At 69.0% G+C, this 14758-nt stretch carries 15 protein-coding genes; 10 read left to right on the top strand and 5 right to left on the bottom strand.

The window, feature by feature from the left end; genetic code table 11:
• The first annotated feature begins 55 nt into the window (after positions 1 to 55).
• The 4 genes from QO011_RS27795 to QO011_RS42565 all read left to right on the top strand — a co-directional run bounded on the left by QO011_RS27795 (position 56) and on the right by QO011_RS42565 (position 3981).
• Complete coding sequence (locus QO011_RS27795) at positions 56 to 1228, top strand: MFS transporter (protein WP_307279533.1); 1173 nt, start codon at positions 56 to 58, stop codon at positions 1226 to 1228.
• Between the two features lie 95 nt (positions 1229 to 1323).
• Complete coding sequence (gene hslV / locus QO011_RS27800; RefSeq protein WP_307279535.1) at positions 1324 to 1902, top strand: ATP-dependent protease subunit HslV; 579 nt, start codon at positions 1324 to 1326, stop codon at positions 1900 to 1902.
• A gap of 101 nt (positions 1903 to 2003) precedes the next feature.
• On the top strand, positions 2004 to 3305 hold the full coding sequence (gene hslU, locus QO011_RS27805) for an ATP-dependent protease ATPase subunit HslU (RefSeq protein WP_307279538.1): 1302 nt from the start codon (positions 2004 to 2006) through the stop codon (positions 3303 to 3305).
• 91 nt (positions 3306 to 3396) lie between these two features.
• On the top strand, positions 3397 to 3981 hold the full coding sequence (locus QO011_RS42565) for a cupin domain-containing protein (RefSeq protein ID WP_370882016.1): 585 nt from the start codon (positions 3397 to 3399) through the stop codon (positions 3979 to 3981).
• Positions 3982 to 4118: 137 nt separating this feature from the next.
• Here QO011_RS42565 and infA read toward each other — a convergent pair whose 3' ends face one another.
• From infA to QO011_RS27825, 3 genes are all read right to left on the bottom strand, one after another.
• Positions 4119 to 4400, bottom strand: coding sequence for a translation initiation factor IF-1 (gene infA, locus QO011_RS27815; protein WP_307279540.1), 282 nt, complete (start codon positions 4398 to 4400; stop codon positions 4119 to 4121).
• A gap of 40 nt (positions 4401 to 4440) precedes the next feature.
• Positions 4441 to 5685: a DEAD/DEAH box helicase gene (locus QO011_RS27820; RefSeq protein ID WP_307279542.1), complete on the bottom strand. Its 1245-nt coding sequence runs from the start codon at positions 5683 to 5685 to the stop codon at positions 4441 to 4443.
• Between the two features lie 442 nt (positions 5686 to 6127).
• The gene (locus QO011_RS27825) at positions 6128 to 6253 is read right to left on the bottom strand and encodes a hypothetical protein (RefSeq protein WP_307279544.1); all 126 of its coding nucleotides are present in this window, start codon (positions 6251 to 6253) and stop codon (positions 6128 to 6130) included.
• Here QO011_RS27825 and QO011_RS27830 point away from each other — a divergent pair.
• From QO011_RS27830 to QO011_RS27855, 6 genes are all read left to right on the top strand, one after another.
• Complete coding sequence (locus tag QO011_RS27830) at positions 6252 to 7439, top strand: aminotransferase class V-fold PLP-dependent enzyme (protein ID WP_307279547.1); 1188 nt, start codon at positions 6252 to 6254, stop codon at positions 7437 to 7439. The two genes, QO011_RS27825 and QO011_RS27830, sit on opposite strands and share 2 nt — an antisense overlap.
• A gap of 46 nt (positions 7440 to 7485) precedes the next feature.
• Positions 7486 to 8436 (top strand): HpcH/HpaI aldolase/citrate lyase family protein, encoded by a 951-nt coding sequence (locus QO011_RS27835; protein WP_307279549.1) that lies wholly within the window; start codon positions 7486 to 7488, stop codon positions 8434 to 8436.
• 24 nt (positions 8437 to 8460) lie between these two features.
• A complete protein-coding gene (locus tag QO011_RS27840; protein ID WP_307279551.1) occupies positions 8461 to 9636 on the top strand; it encodes a malate--CoA ligase subunit beta in 1176 nt (391 codons plus the stop codon).
• A 3-nt stretch (positions 9637 to 9639) separates the two neighbouring features.
• Complete coding sequence (gene sucD / locus QO011_RS27845; protein WP_307279554.1) at positions 9640 to 10551, top strand: succinate--CoA ligase subunit alpha; 912 nt, start codon at positions 9640 to 9642, stop codon at positions 10549 to 10551.
• Between the two features lie 125 nt (positions 10552 to 10676).
• Positions 10677 to 10901, top strand: a complete 225-nt coding sequence (gene relB, locus QO011_RS27850; RefSeq protein WP_307279672.1) for a type II toxin-antitoxin system RelB family antitoxin — start codon at positions 10677 to 10679, stop codon at positions 10899 to 10901.
• On the top strand, positions 10885 to 11157 hold the full coding sequence (locus tag QO011_RS27855) for a type II toxin-antitoxin system RelE family toxin (protein WP_307279556.1): 273 nt from the start codon (positions 10885 to 10887) through the stop codon (positions 11155 to 11157). The genes relB and QO011_RS27855 overlap by 17 nt, the downstream gene beginning before the upstream one ends.
• A 14-nt stretch (positions 11158 to 11171) precedes the next feature.
• Here QO011_RS27855 and QO011_RS27860 read toward each other — a convergent pair whose 3' ends face one another.
• Positions 11172 to 12074, bottom strand: coding sequence for an OmpA family protein (locus QO011_RS27860; protein ID WP_307279557.1), 903 nt, complete (start codon positions 12072 to 12074; stop codon positions 11172 to 11174).
• 7 nt (positions 12075 to 12081) lie between these two features.
• On the bottom strand, positions 12082 to 14754 hold the full coding sequence (locus tag QO011_RS27865; RefSeq protein WP_307279559.1) for a DUF4384 domain-containing protein: 2673 nt from the start codon (positions 14752 to 14754) through the stop codon (positions 12082 to 12084).
• Between the last annotated feature and the right edge of the window lie 4 nt (positions 14755 to 14758).

Genomic DNA, 14758 nt, shown 5'->3' on the forward strand with positions numbered 1-14758 from the left:
GCCCCAAGCCCGAATCGGGCCAAGGCACGATAGGGCATCGCCAGCGGAATGCGCCATGTCCTCCCCTGCCCGCACCATCGCCTTCGTCAACGCCGCCCATGCGCTCGTGCACTACCTCATGCTGATCTATCCCACCGCGGTGCTGGCGGTCGCCGCGGAGACCGGCCTCGCCTACGACCGGCTGATCCCGCTCGCGACCGGCGGCCTGATCGCCTATGGCGTGCTGTCGCTCCCGGTCGGCTGGGTGGCGGACCGGCTGGGGCCCCGGCGGCTGCTCGCCGCCTTCTTCATCGGGTCGGGCCTGGCCTCGGCCGCCGTCGCCACGGCGCAGGGCCCGGCCGGCCTGGCGGCGGCCCTGCTGGCGCTCGGCGCGGCCTGCGCGATCTACCACCCCGTCGGCCTGTCGATGCTGGCGGCGACGTCGCGCCGGCTCGGCCGCGACCTCGGCCTCAACGGCGTCTGCGGCAACCTGGGCGCGTCGGGCGCTGCCGCGCTCACGGCGCTCGCCGCGGCCACGCTCGGCTGGCGCGCCGCCTTCCTGCTGCCTGGTCTCGCCGCGATCGCCTGCGGCCTCGTCTATCTCGCCACGACGTCCGATGCGCCCGCCGGCCGGGCCGACGGCGCGGCGCCGGCCGAGGCCGAGCCGGTGGCGCGTCCCGGCCTCGCCCTCGCTGCTGCCGTGCTGGCCATCCTGGCGGGCGGCATCACCTACAGCCTGGTCACGATCGCCCTGCCCAAGATCATCGACGAGCGTGCCGGCGCCGACCTGACGCTGGCATGGACCGGCACCCTGGCCACGGCCGTGCTGGTCTGCGGCGCGGCGATGCAGCTCGTCGTCGGGACGCTGATCGACCGGGTGGCGCTGCCCACGCTGCTGGTGCTGCTCGCGGCGTCGCAGATGACCGGCCTGCTGATCGCCGCGCTGTTCACCGGGCCGCTCCTGCTGCTCGGCCTGGCGCTGACCATGGCCGCGATCTACGGCGAGGTGGTGGTGGACGATGCCCTGGTCGCCCGCTTCGTGCCGGCGGCGCTGCGGAGCAAGGCCTATGGCGTCAGCTATTTCCTCGGCTTCACCACGGCCGGCGTCGCCGCGCCGCTGATCGGCCTCACGCATGCCGGCGGCGGCTTCGGCCCGCTGCTGGCCCTGACGGCCGCCTGCGGCACGGCGCTGTTCCTCGCCGCCATCGGCTTCCGCCTGGCGGTCGGCCGCCGCGACGTCGCGGCATGACGGTCCTTGCCGGCACCCCGTGACGGTCCTTGCCGGCACCCTTTGCGTTCGCCGCTTCGTTCCATAGATAAGGCGGACCCAAACCGAGAGTGCCGATGACCTTCCCTCCCGAGAGCATGACCGACACCGGGCCGCGTTCGCCCTTCCACGCCACCACCATCCTGATGGTCCGCAAGGGCGGGCGCGTGGTGATCGGCGGCGACGGCCAGGTCAGCCTCGGCCAGACGGTGATCAAGGGCAATGCCCGCAAAGTGCGCCGGCTCGGCAAGGGCGACGTCATCTCCGGCTTCGCCGGCGCCACGGCCGACGCCTTCACCCTGTTCGAGCGCCTGGAAGCCAAGCTGGAGCAATATCCCAGCCAGCTCACCCGCGCCTGCGTCGAGCTCGCCAAGGACTGGCGGACCGACCGGTACCTGCGCCGCCTGGAGGCGATGATGCTGGTGGCGGACAAGTCCGTCAGCCTGGCGCTGACCGGCACCGGCGACGTGCTGGAGCCGGAGGGCGGCGTGATGGCGATCGGCTCGGGCGGCAACTATGCCCTCGCCGCCGCCCGGGCGCTGATCGACACCGATCTCGACGCCGAGGCGATCGTGCGCAAGGCCATGGGCATCGCCGCCGACATCTGCGTCTACACCAACCACAACCTGGTGCTGGAGAGCCTGGAGGCGGCCTGACGCCGCCGTCCGGCCGGCGGCCCGGCGCCTCGCGGAGGGCCGCTGGTGCATTTTGGCCGCCCTGCCCCTATCTTGCTGTTCTGTCCCACGTCCGAGTGCCCATGACCACGTTCTCGCCCCGTGAAATCGTCTCAGAGCTCGATCGCCACATCGTCGGCCAGCACGACGCCAAGCGCGCCGTCGCCATCGCGCTGCGCAACCGCTGGCGGCGGCTGCAGCTCGACGAGAGCCTGCGCGAGGAGGTGATGCCCAAGAACATCCTGATGATCGGGCCGACCGGCGTCGGCAAGACCGAGATCTCCCGGCGCCTGGCCAAGCTCGCCAACGCACCGTTCCTCAAGGTGGAGGCGACCAAGTTCACCGAGGTCGGCTATGTCGGCCGCGACGTCGAGCAGATCGTGCGCGACCTCCTCGACATCGGCATTGCCCTGACCAAGGCGGAGAAGCGCAAGGAGGTGCAGGCCAAGGCTCATCTCGCCGCGGAGGAGCGGGTGCTCGACGCGCTGGTCGGCGCCACCGCCAGCCCGGCGACGCGCGAGTCCTTCCGCCGCAAGCTGCGCGCCAACGAGCTCGACGACAAGGAGATCGAGATCGAGGTCAAGGACACCTCGACCCCCACCCTCGACATTCCCGGCCTGCCCCAGGGCCAGATGGGGGTGATCTCGCTCGGCGACATGTTCGGCAAGGCCTTCGGCGGCCGCACCAAGAAGCGGCGCACCACCGTGCGCGAGAGCTACGAGCAGCTGATCCAGGACGAGGCCGACAGCCTGCTCGACCAGGACAGCATCGTGCAGGAGGCGATCCGGCAGGTGGAGAACAACGGCATCGTCTTCCTCGACGAGATCGACAAGATCTGCGCCCGCGAGGGACGCGGCAGCGGCGACGTCAGCCGCGAGGGCGTGCAGCGCGACCTGCTGCCGCTGATCGAGGGCACCACGGTCTCCACCAAGCACGGCGCGGTCAAGACCGACCATATCCTGTTCGTCGCCTCCGGCGCCTTCCACGTCGCCAAGCCGTCGGACCTCCTGCCCGAGCTGCAGGGCCGCCTGCCGATCCGGGTGGAGCTGCAGGCGCTGACGCGCGACGACTTCCGCCGCATCCTGGTGGAGACCGAGGCGAGCCTGATCAAGCAATACGTGGCGCTGATGCAGACCGAGGGCCTCACCCTGGTGTTCACGGACGACGCCGTCGACGCCATCGCCTCGATCGCGGTGGAGGTCAACGCGACGGTGGAGAACATCGGCGCGCGCCGGCTGCAGACCGTGATGGAGCGGGTGCTGGACGAGATCTCCTTCACCGCACCCGACCGCGGCGGCGAGACCATCACCATCGACGCGGCCTATGTGCAGAAGACCGTCGGCGACCTCGCCAAGAACACGGATCTCAGCCGGTTCATCCTGTAGGGCGGCCCGCGACGCGTCGTGCAAATTGGCGGCGTGCGGTCAAGACAATCCTAACCCGGCGTCACCATAATGCGGCGCGGGGGAAGAGATCATGACCGCACAGCCCATCGTCAGCGCACGCCTCAGCGAAACGCCGCTCGGCCCGGCGCCGATCCGGCCCGAATGGATCCTGGACGGAGCGCCGCAGGCCCGCGTGGCCGAGATCGCGTGTTCGGCGGACGGGGCCTCGCTGACGGCGATGTGGGATTGCACCGCCGGCACCTTCGACTGGTATTTCGGCGGCGACGAGACGGTGCACATCCTCGAAGGCGAGGTGCAGGTCGAGGGCGGCGGAATCTCGCGGGTGCTGCGCCCGGGCGACGTCGCCCTGTTCCGCGCCGGCACCTGGGCCCGCTGGCACGTGCCGCATTACGTGCGCAAGCTCGCCTTCTGCCACGACGCCCTGCCGCGCCCGGTCGGCCTGTGGCTGCGGGCGGCGCGCAAGGCGGGACGCATCCGTCGCCGCCTGACGGGCGCGGTCGCGGCGCCCGGCGGCCTGGCGGCACAAGGCCTCGGCACGAGGAGCCCCGGCGCGCGGACGGCGCGGAGCCGCCGGCCGGCGGCGCTGCCGCTCTCGAGCCGCCTGCTTTTTCTCGGGCTGCGCACCGCCGGCTTCAGCCTCGGGTTTGTCCTCTAGCTCGCGGCGCTCGACACCTTCCCGGACCCGGGCGATCGGATCCCCGGGCCGCCGATCGGCAGCGTGTGGTGATGGTGTCCGGCCAGCGCCGCGAACGCGTGCGCCAGCCGCATCGCCCGGTCGAGCCCGGCGCCGGCTCAGCGCCGGCGCATGTTGCCACCACCACGCTGCGGCGGGCGCGGGCCGGCGGCGGCGCGCTCGTCCTTGTGGCGGAAGATGATCCGGCCCTTGTCGAGGTCGTAGGGGCTCATCTCGACGGTGACGCGGTCACCCTCGATGGTCTTGATGCGGTTCTTCTTCATCTTGCCGGCGGTGTAGGCGATCATCTCGTGACCGTTGTCGAGCTTCACCCGGAAACGGGCGTCCGGCAGGACTTCGGAAACCGAGCCTTCGAATTCCATCAGTTCTTCTTTGGCCATGGGCTCTCTCTAACCTTGGGTCTTCATCGAAGCATGCCGATCAGGCCGCACGGCGCTGGGGCCGACGGGCGCCGCGATTGCGATCCCCGCGCGGGCGCTGGTCCTGATGCGCCGGCCGATGACCGCGGTCGCGATGCTGGTCGGCCTCCAGCCCCTGCACCGGAGCGGCAACCTGCAGCGGCTTCCTGGTGAGCCGTTCGATATCCTTCAGTTCCCCCTTCTCGGACGCATCGCAGAAGGAATAGGCGACACCGCTGCGACCGGCGCGAGCCGTGCGGCCGATACGGTGCACGTAGCTCTCCGCATCCACCGGCAATTCGTAATTGATGACATGGCTGATCTCGTCCACGTCGATGCCGCGCGCCGCGATGTCGGTGGCGACGAGGATGCGCACCTTGCCGGCGCGGAAATCCTCCAGCGCCTTCTGCCGGGCGTTCTGCGACTTGTTGCCGTGGATCGCCGCCGCTCCCACGCCGGCGCGCTCGAGCTGGTCGGCGACGCGGTTGGCGCCGTGCTTGGTGCGGGTGAAGACGATGACGCGCGTCATGGCGGGGTCGTTCAGCAGGTGCAGCAGCAGCGAGCGCTTCACCGAGGTCGGCACGTGGAAGACGTGCTGGTCGATCTTGTCGACGGTGACCACTTCCGGCGTCACCTCCACATGCACGGGGCTCAGCAGGATCTCCTCGCCGAGCTTCTTGATCGCCTTGGGCATGGTGGCCGAGAACAGCAGCGACTGGCGCTCCAGCGGCGTCTCGTCGACGATCTTCAGCACGTCTCGCGAAAAGCCCATGTCGAGCATGCGGTCGGCTTCGTCCAGCACCAGGATCTTCACCTTGTCGAGGCGGACCTTGCGCTGCTGGTGCAGGTCGAGCAGGCGGCCGGGCGTGGCGACGAGGATGTCGACGCCGTCCGACAGCGCCTTGACCTGGTTGCCCTGGCCGACGCCGCCGAACACGACGGCCGTCTTGAGGCGCACATGCTTGCCATAGGTCCGGAAGCTCTCGTCGATCTGCACGGCGAGCTCACGGGTCGGGGCGAGGATCAGGGCACGCACGCCCTTGGGGCCGGGGCCGGCGGGAATGGCGCTGAGGCGCTGCAGGATCGGCAGCGCGAAGGCGGCGGTCTTGCCCGTGCCGGTCTGGGCCAGGCCCATCATGTCGCGGCCTTCCAGCAGCGGCGGGATCGCCCGGGCCTGGATCGGGGTGGGCGTGTGGTAGCCGGCGGCGTCGAGCGCGCGCAGCAGCGGTTCGGCCAAGCCGAGCGCCGTGAAAGTCTGGTCTGTCATCATAGGTCCTTCATGCCTGCCCACGTCAAAACGACGGCATGGGCCGTCGTCCGGTCCCGCGATTGCCGACCTCTTCGGTCCGGCAGTGTCGCGGCCCTCGCGCGGATGGGCTCGGCGGATTGTTTCGGGGATGGCCTGAGGTGAGGCGCTGCTTCGAAAAACGAAAATCCAGCGCGCCGCGCGATCCCCAGGCGATCAATGCAGCCGGTTGCTGATGCATTCTGGGAATAAAGTCAAGAAAAAAGAACGGCATTCGACACGAGCGGCGCCCCGACCGACGGGCCGGCCCCGGCCTGCCGCATCGACCGCCGGGCCATGTCGCCGGTTTTATCGATCGGTCAAGATGCATATGCGGCGTAAGAAAAACTGAATCCGCAATTAAGATTTGTTAAAACGTAAGTCGATTCTAATAAGATCCGGCGACAGAGAAGCATGATAACTTTCAAAATACTGCCGCACCTGCGCCAATATTGCACAGGCGCGGCGCCTTGCGGTGCTTCTGCAACTCATTCACCTTTCGCGAGAACCAGCGGACACAGCCGGCAGAGATATCGACGAGGAACGCCATGCAGCATCACACCGGCCTCTTCATCCCGGGGCCGACCAACATTCCCGACCCGGTGCGCCGGGCGATGAACCTGCCGATGGAGGACATGCGCGCCCCCGATTTCCCGGAGCTGACGCTGCCGCTGTTCCGCGACCTCAAGCGTGTGTTCAAGACCGAGACCGGCCAGGCCTTCATCTATCCCGCCTCCGGCACCGGCGGCTGGGAAGCGGTGCTGACCAACACGCTCAATCCCGGCGACAAGGTGCTGATCGCCACCTTCGGCCAGTTCTCGCTGCTCTGGGCCGACATGTGCCGGCGCCTCGGCTTCGACACGGTGGTGGTGGACCGGCCCTGGGGCGAGGGCGTGCCGGTGGAGGCGTTCGCGGACATCCTCGCCCGCGACGGGACGCATCGGATCCGGGCCGTGCTCGCCACCCACAACGAGACCGCGACCGGCGTCACCTCCGACATTGCCGGCCTGCGCCGGGCGCTCGACGCGGCCGGCCATCCCGCCCTGCTCTATGTCGACGGCGTCTCGTCGGTCGCCTCGATCGACCTGCGCATGGACGAATGGGGCCTCGACGCCGTCGTCTCCGGCTCGCAGAAGGGCTTCATGCTGCCGACGGGCCTCGCCATCGTCGCGGTCAGCCAGAAGGCGCTGGAGGCGCACCGGTCTTCGAAGTTCCCGCGCTGCTTCTTCTCCTTCGAAGACATGATGCGCACCAACAAGGACGGCTATTTTCCCTACACGCCGGCGACGACGCTGCTGCGCGGCCTCAGGGCCTCGCTCGACCTCCTGTTTGCGGAAGGCCTGGAGAACGTCTTCACCCGCCACCACCATCTCGCCGAGGGCGTGCGCCGGGCGGTGACGGCCTGGGGCCTGACGCTGTGCGCCCGCGAGCCGAAATGGCATTCGGACACGGTCAGCGCCATCGTCGTGCCGGAGGGCGTCGACAGCACCCAGGTGGCCCGCCAAGCCTATCACCGCTACGGCGTGTCCTTCGGCATCGGCCTCAACAAGGTGGCGGGCAGGGTGTTCCGCATCGGCCATCTCGGCGCGCTGAACGAGCCGATGCTGCTGGGCGCGCTCGGTGCCGCCGAGATGGCGCTGGCCGATTGTGGCGCCCGCATCGCGTTCGGCTCGGGCGTCGCGGCGGCGCAGAGCCATTACGCCAGCCGCAGCAACCTGACCGCCGCCGCGGCCTGACCACGGCGATCGCGCGGCGCCGGCCCCACGGAGACCCCGACATCCCATGAGCTTCACCCAGTACAAGCCGGTGGCGACGCGCCTGCAGCGCAGCGAGCTCGCCGTGCCCGGCTCCAACCCGTCGATGATCGACAAGGCGGCCGCCTCCGCCGCCGATTTCGTCTTCCTCGACCTGGAGGACGCGGTGGCGCCGAACGACAAGGAGCCGGCGCGCAGAAACGTCATCCAGGCGCTGAACGACATCGACTGGAAGGGCAAGGGCAAGACCGTATCGATCCGCATCAACGGCCTCGACACCCATTACATGTATCGCGACGTCGTCGACATCGTCGAGCAGGCGGGATCCAGGCTCGATACGATCCTGGTGCCGAAAGTCGGCACCCCGCACGACCTCACCATGGTCGAGGCGCTGGTGACGCAGATCGAGGAAGCCAGACGGCTGCCCAACCGCATCGGCATCGAGGCGCTGATCGAGACCGCGCTCGGCATGGCCAATGTCGAGGAGATCGCCCGCCAGACCCATACCAGGCGGCTGGAGGCGCTGCATTTCGGCGTCGCCGACTTTGCCGCCTCGCGCCGCTCGCGCACGGTGGTGATCGGCGGCCTCAATCCCGACTATCCCGGCGACCAGTGGCATGCGGCGATCGACCGGATGGTGACGGCCTGCCGCGCCTTCGGGCTGCGCGCCATCGACGGCCCCTTCGGCGACTTCAACGACCCCGACGGCTATGTCGCCGCCGCCCGGCGGGCCGCCGTGCTCGGCTGCGAGGGCAAATGGGCGATCCATCCGAGCCAGATCGCCATGGCCAACGACGTGTTCTCGCCGCCGCCGGCCGAGGTCGAGCGGGCCAAGCGCATCCTGGTCGCGCTCGAACAGGCCGCGGCCGAGGGCCGGGGCGCGGCCCAGCTCGACGGCCGGATGATCGACGCAGCCTCGGCCCGCATGGCGCAGAACGTCGTCACGGTCGCCGACGCCATCGCCGCCAAGGCGGCCTGAGACGCAAAGTTGGGGGAAAGCCGGATGGACATCCACGAATACCAGGCCAAGGAGATCCTGGCCAAGTACGGCGTGCCGATCCCGCGCGGGGGCCTCGCCTACAGCGCCGAGCAGGCCGCCTACCGGGCCCGCGAGATCGGCGGCTCGGTCTGGGTGGTCAAGGCGCAGGTCCACACCGGCGGACGCGGCAAGGCCGGCGGGGTCAAGGTCGTGACCAGCGAGGATGCGGTCGAGGCGGCCGCCGAGGCCATGCTGGGGCGCAGGCTCGTCACCCCCCAGACCGGCCCCCAGGGCAAGGGCGTCTACCGGCTCTATATCGAAGGCGGCGTCGCCATCGGGCACGAGTTCTATCTCGGCTTCGTGCTCGACCGCGGCGAGCAGCGCGTCGCGGTGGTCGCCTCCCGCGAGGGCGGCATCGACATCGAGGAGATCGCGGCCGAGCGGCCGGACAGCCTGATCCGCCACTGCGTCGAGCCGGCTGTCGGCATGCAGGCCTTCCAGGCGCGGGAGATCGCCTTCGCCCTGGGCCTGCCGGCCGGCACGATCGCCGAGGCGACGCAGGTCATCCTGCGCTGCTACCGCGCCTTCCGCGACAAGGACGCCACGATGCTGGAGATCAACCCGCTGGTGCTGACCGCGGACAACCGCCTGCTGGCGCTCGATGCCAAGATGTCGTTCGACGACAACGCCCTGTTCCGCCATCCCGACATTTCCGAGCTGCGCGACAAGAGCCAGGAGGACCCGCGCGAGACCCAGGCCGCCGACCGGGGCCTGTCCTATGTCGGGCTCGACGGCGATGTCGGCTGCATCGTCAACGGCGCGGGCCTCGCCATGGCGACGATGGACATGATCAAGCTCGCCGGCGGAGAGCCGGCTAATTTCCTCGACATCGGCGGCGGCGCCACGCCCGAGCGGGTGGCCAAGGCCTTCCGCCTTGTGACGCAGGACAGGAACGTCAAGGTGGTGCTGGTCAACATCTTCGCCGGCATCAACCGCTGCGACTGGGTGGCGCAAGGCGTGGTCAAGGCGGTGGAGATCGCCGGGCTCGACCGCCCGCTGGTGGTGCGCCTGGCCGGCACGCATGTGGAGGAGGGCCGCCGGATCATCGCGGAGAGCGGCCTCTCCGTCATCGCCGCCACCACCCTGGCCGAGGCCGCACAACGGTCGGTCGAGGCCGCCCGACGCCAGCAGAGAGCCTGAGCCATGTCCGTCCTGATCGACAAGACGACCCCGGTGCTGGTGCAGGGCATCACCGGCAAGATCGGCAGCTTCCACGCCCAGGAGATGCTGGACTACGGCACGCCCGTGGTCGGCGGCGTCACGCCCGGCAAGGGCGGCTCGACCATCCTCGGCCTGCCGGTGTTCGACACGGTCAAGGCGGCGGTCGGAGCGACCGGCGCGACGGTCTCGATCGTGTTCGTGCCGCCGCCCTTCGCCGCCGATTCGATCATGGAGGCGGCCGATGCCGGCATCCGCGTCTGCATCGCCATCACCGACGGCATCCCGGCCCAGGACATGATGCGGGTGAAGCGCTACATGCGCCGCTACCGGGCGCAGGCGCGCATGCGGCTGCTGGGGCCGAACTGCGCCGGCGTGATCACCCCCGGCCAGAGCCTCTGCGGCATCATGCCGGGCCATATCTACCTGCCGGGGCGCATCGGCATCGTCGGGCGCTCGGGCACGCTCGGCTACGAGGCAGCCTCCCAGTTGAAGGAACTGGGCATCGGCGTCTCGACCTCGGTCGGCATCGGCGGCGACCCGATCAACGGCTCCTCGCATCGCGACATCCTCGAATTGTTCGAGAACGACCCGGACACCGACGCGGTGGTGATGATCGGCGAGATCGGTGGCCCGCAGGAGGCCGAGGCCGCCGCTTTTGCCCGCGACCACATGACCAAGCCGGTCTGCGCCTATATCGCCGGCCTCTCCGCACCGAAGGGCCGCAAGATGGGCCATGCCGGCGCCATCGTCTCGACCAGTGGCGAGAGCGCGGCCGAGAAGGTCGAGATCCTCAGGGCCTGCGGCGTCACCATCGTGCCGACGCCGGCCGAGTTCGGCACGACGGTGCAGGCGATGCTGGCGGCACGGGAGACGCCGATGCGCAAGGCGGGGTAGAGATCGACGAGCCTCGTGCAGGTCCGCGGTGCCGCTGTGAGCGACTGAGAGAGATCTACAACGGATCTCTGCCTTGCTGTCCATATCGTGCTATACATATATAGCACGATATGGGAGGGCACTTCATGCTTGCAATTCGGCTGCCTCCGGACATCGAAAGCCGGCTCGATGCGCTCGCCAAGGCAACCGGGCGATCCAAGAGCTTCTATGCGCGTCAAGCCATTCTCGAGCATCTCGACGACCTGGAGGATATCTATCTCGCCGAACGCGAATTGGAGGATGTCCGCGCCGGCCGCAGCGTTTCGACTCCCCTCGAAGAGGTGATGAAGGCGCATGGCCTGGAAGATTGAGCTGTCCGGGCTCGCTCAGAAGGCTCTCCGTAACATCGACCCGCAAAATTCTACCCGGATACTGCGCTTCCTGCGCGATCGTCTCTCCGTTCTGGACGATCCTCGCAGTATGGGAGAAGCCCTGAAGGGTGCCAAGTTGGGGAGTCTCTGGAAATATCGTGTCGGCGACTATCGCATCATCGCCGACATCCAAGATCGGGTCGTGTGTATCGTCGTCGTGCGCATCGGCAACCGACGCGACGTCTACAAACGATAGGCCGGACGCCGCCGCTACTGCACCACCTTGAACTCCACGCGCCGATCGAAGGCGTAGAGGTCGTCCTGGCTGTATTTGGAGCGGTCATCGGCCTCGAACGGCTCGTGCTTGCCGTGGCCCTCGGCGTCGATGGCGCAGTCGAGGCCCTTCTGCTTGAGCACCGCAGCCACGGCTTCCGCCCGCGCCCGCGAAAGCTTGTCGTTGTAGGCATCCGAGCCGCGCTCGTCGGTGTGGCCGATCAGCACGACGGTCTTGGGCCTCTGGCCCTTGAGATAGTTGTAGAGGTCGTCGACCGCCTTCAGGCCGTCGTCGGTCAGCACCGCCTCGTCGGTGGCGAAGCGGATCGGCACCGGCACGGCGACGGCGGTGAAGTTGCGGAAGGTCGGCACCATCACGCCGGCGGCCTCGCCGCGGAAGCCCCGGGAGGCGACATAGGTCGGCGCCAGGGACTTGGCCTGGTAGGCGCGCTTGGCGAGATAGTCCTCCACCTCGCGCGGCGGCGCCTTCGGCACCAGCTTGACGTTGCGGATCTCGTTGATCGCCGCCTCGTAGGCCCCGGCCGCGGCGGCATAATCCTTGGCGTCGTACTTGAGGTCGCCGAGGGCCATCGACACCTGCCAGGGCCGGGCGATGGCGGCGGCGCCGGCGACATATTCGGGGGAGAAGCTGCCGTCCTCCTTCTGGCCGACGCTGAGGAAGGCGAGCGCGATCGAGCGCCGCGCCCCCTCGACATAGCTGCCGTCGCAGGACGACTCCTTGGAGATACGGTCGGCCAGGCCCGGCAGGGCGGCGATGTCGCCCTTGGCGATCGCCGCCTTCACCGCCCCGTCCAGGGCCGTGCAGTCGGCCCGGGCGGGGACCGCCGCCGCGAGGTGAACCCCCGCGGCGGCAAGGACGATCAGGAGCGTGCTGCGCATCACGTCCTCACTGAACCTGGATGACGATCGCGGTGGACGCGACGGTCTCCTTGGAGGCTGCCGGCGCCGCGCCGGCATCCTTGTCGCTGACGACGGCCGCGAGCTTGGCGCTCTGGGCGTCCTTCTTGGCGTCGGCGTCGAGCCCGGCGGCTTCCTTGCGGATGTCGTTGGCCTCCACGACGATGGAGCGCGTCACCTGCTTGTCGAAGTTCGGGATCTGGGCGAAGGTCTGCTTCGTCGGGTCGATCCGGAAGCCGAAGGCCTCTCTGGTCGAGCCGTTGACGCGGCACACGCCCACCACCCGCTCCTGGCCGATGTCCGGCAGCTTGAACTTGAAGGGCGCGCCCGGCCCGCCCAGCACCACGGTCTGCCCCGCCTTCACCGCATTGTCCGACTGGAACTTGTTGGGGAAGATGATGGTGCCGACGCCGTCCTTGGAGACGTTGACGACGAAGAGGCTGCAGTCGCGGCTGGCGACGGCGGTGAACACGGCCGACTGGTATTGCTTGTAGACCGTGTTGTCCGCGGTCAGGCGCAGCTCGAAGGTGCCCCCGGGCGAGGGCGGCGTCACCACCGGCGCGACCTGCGCGCCACCGGCCAGGTTCGAGACGTCGAGCACGCGGCCCTCGGTGGAGCTCTCCACGAACTTGATGAACAGCGTCTCGAACTGGTCGCGCGGCACGATGCCCTGCTCCAGGCGATGCATCAGGGCGATGGCTTCGGGGCCACCCTGGATGAAGGCGTCCTTGAACCTGTCGGGGGCATAGCCGTACTCGGCGGCGGCCCGGCGCAGCGACAGGTCGCCCTCGTAGCGCGTGAACAGGGCATTGGTCATCTCGACGCCGTTGAGCTTCAGCGCCGGATCGAGGCCGGCCCGCTTCATCGCCGAGGTGAAGCGCTGGAAGTCGTCCTCGATGAGGGCGTCCATCTTGTCGTTCTCGGGATAGAGCGCCGCCACCGTCTCGCGGACGTCCTTGGAGAAGGAGTGGTCGGCGAGGATCGCCCGGCGCACCTCGTCCTTGGCCTTGCGCATGCCCTGGTCGTGGCAACCCATGCAGGAAATGCCGTTGGTGACCGAGAAGTCGCGGCGCGAGGGATCGCGGACGATCTGCACCGGCCCCTTGTCGAGACGGGTGCCGTCGGACTTGTTGAGGTAATAGGCCTGGAAGCCGTTGGGCAGGGAGAAGATGCTCTCGCCGCCGTCATGGTGGAAGCCGCCGGTGATGCCGTCCTGCTCGGGGCCGAGCGGATGCAGGAACAGGCTCTGCTTGTCCTTCGAGCCGCCGAAGTCGTAGGAGGTCCAGAAATAGCCGGTCGAGATCGGATGGCGCTCGATCAGGCGGTTGTTCTGCGACACGCCGGACTTCTGGAAGCCGGCGCGCTGGGCCACGAAGTTCTTGATGTCCGCATCCATGTCGACGGCGAGCTTCTGGGTCAGGCCCGGGAAGTTGTCCGGGAGCTGCAGCAGCTTGTCGTAGAGCGGGGGCTGCGACGCCGTGAAGGTGAACCAGTCGGCGCGGACATAGGGCAGCACCGTGTTGGTCTGCTGGGCGGCGAAGTCGAACATCTTGGCGTCGGGCTTCACGGCGAAGGGATAGTTCGCCAGCACCGTGTTCCAGTCCGCCTCCTCCCAGCCGAGATCCTCGAGGTTGAAGGCGACGATGGTCTTGGCCTCGTCGATGGTCTCGAGGCGGACCACGTCGGGCCGGCGCGAGAACGAGTTCAGCAGCTTGACCACGCCCTGGCGATAGACGTTCATCGCCTCGTCGGTGTCGCAGGAATTGTAGATGTTGGTGAGGGTGAGGTAGCGCCGGCCCTTGATGCGATGGTCGGGCAGGTGCTGCAGGTCGGCGGCGATGGCGTCGACCACGTCTTCGTCCGTCATGAACTTGCGGCTGGCGCAGGCCGCCGCCTCCTGGTCGCCGGTCGACTTGATCCAGGCGCGCAGCGCCTCGATGTCCGCGGCGGTGATCTCCGGCCGGGAGGTGTCGAACTCGTAATAGACGTCGTACGGCATCTCCTTGTTGATGATCTGCTGGAACAGCTTGGACCCTTCGGGATTGCCGGCCTGGATGAAGTGCGGATTGGCGGCGAGCTCGTCGAGCTTGAGGATGTCGCCGAAATTCTTTGCCGGCTTCTCACGCGCGGTCAGCATGCCCGCCTCGTGGCAGCGCGAGCAGTGCTTCTCGAGCACGTCGAAAGCCGCCTTGGCGATCGGATCCGTCGGCACCCTCAGGTCCGGCGGGAAGGCCGGGAAACCACCGGCGGCGGCCGGCGCGGGAGCCGGCGGCGGGGGCGGGGGCGGGGGCGGCGCCGGCTCGGCCGCGATCGGCTGGGGCGCAGGCGCCGGCGGAGGCGGCGGCTCCGGCTCAGCGGCGGGCTGAGGCGCGAGCGCGGGAGCCGGAGGCGGCGCTTCGGCGGCGGCCGGCGGTGGCGGCGGAGGTGGAGGCGGAGCCTCGGCGGCGGCCGGACCCGGCGGCGGTGCCGGCTCCTCGGGCTGCGCGGCATCCGCCGGCGCCGGCGCGCCCGGCGGCTCGGCGGCCGGACCGACCGGCACCAGCGTCGCCGGCGGCTTGGCATCGGCGGCGAAGGCGGGAAGTGACAGCCCCGGCAGCACGCTCGCGGAGAGCGACGCCGCGACCAGCAGGCCCGCTATGCGGAATTGGTTGCGATACTTCATGGCG

Source organism: Labrys wisconsinensis (genome assembly GCF_030814995.1).
Taxonomy (GTDB): Bacteria; Pseudomonadota; Alphaproteobacteria; order Rhizobiales; family Labraceae; genus Labrys; species Labrys wisconsinensis.

Coding starts and splice junctions, on each gene's coding strand:
- QO011_RS27820 (WP_307279542.1), bottom strand. CDS start 5,685: ATGACAGACCAGACTTTCACGGCGCTCGGCTTGGCCGAACCGCTGCTG.
- infA (WP_307279540.1), bottom strand. CDS start 4,400: ATGGCCAAAGAAGAACTGATGGAATTCGAAGGCTCGGTTTCCGAAGTC.
- QO011_RS27860 (WP_307279557.1), bottom strand. CDS start 12,074: ATGCGCAGCACGCTCCTGATCGTCCTTGCCGCCGCGGGGGTTCACCTC.
- hslU (WP_307279538.1), top strand. CDS start 2,004: ATGACCACGTTCTCGCCCCGTGAAATCGTCTCAGAGCTCGATCGCCAC.
- QO011_RS27795 (WP_307279533.1), top strand. CDS start 56: ATGTCCTCCCCTGCCCGCACCATCGCCTTCGTCAACGCCGCCCATGCG.
- QO011_RS27865 (WP_307279559.1), bottom strand. CDS start 14,754: ATGAAGTATCGCAACCAATTCCGCATAGCGGGCCTGCTGGTCGCGGCG.
- QO011_RS27830 (WP_307279547.1), top strand. CDS start 6,252: ATGCAGCATCACACCGGCCTCTTCATCCCGGGGCCGACCAACATTCCC.
- QO011_RS27825 (WP_307279544.1), bottom strand. CDS start 6,253: ATGGCGTTCCTCGTCGATATCTCTGCCGGCTGTGTCCGCTGGTTCTCG.
- QO011_RS42565 (WP_370882016.1), top strand. CDS start 3,397: ATGACCGCACAGCCCATCGTCAGCGCACGCCTCAGCGAAACGCCGCTC.
- QO011_RS27835 (WP_307279549.1), top strand. CDS start 7,486: ATGAGCTTCACCCAGTACAAGCCGGTGGCGACGCGCCTGCAGCGCAGC.
- sucD (WP_307279554.1), top strand. CDS start 9,640: ATGTCCGTCCTGATCGACAAGACGACCCCGGTGCTGGTGCAGGGCATC.
- QO011_RS27855 (WP_307279556.1), top strand. CDS start 10,885: ATGGCCTGGAAGATTGAGCTGTCCGGGCTCGCTCAGAAGGCTCTCCGT.
- QO011_RS27840 (WP_307279551.1), top strand. CDS start 8,461: ATGGACATCCACGAATACCAGGCCAAGGAGATCCTGGCCAAGTACGGC.
- hslV (WP_307279535.1), top strand. CDS start 1,324: ATGACCTTCCCTCCCGAGAGCATGACCGACACCGGGCCGCGTTCGCCC.
- relB (WP_307279672.1), top strand. CDS start 10,677: ATGCTTGCAATTCGGCTGCCTCCGGACATCGAAAGCCGGCTCGATGCG.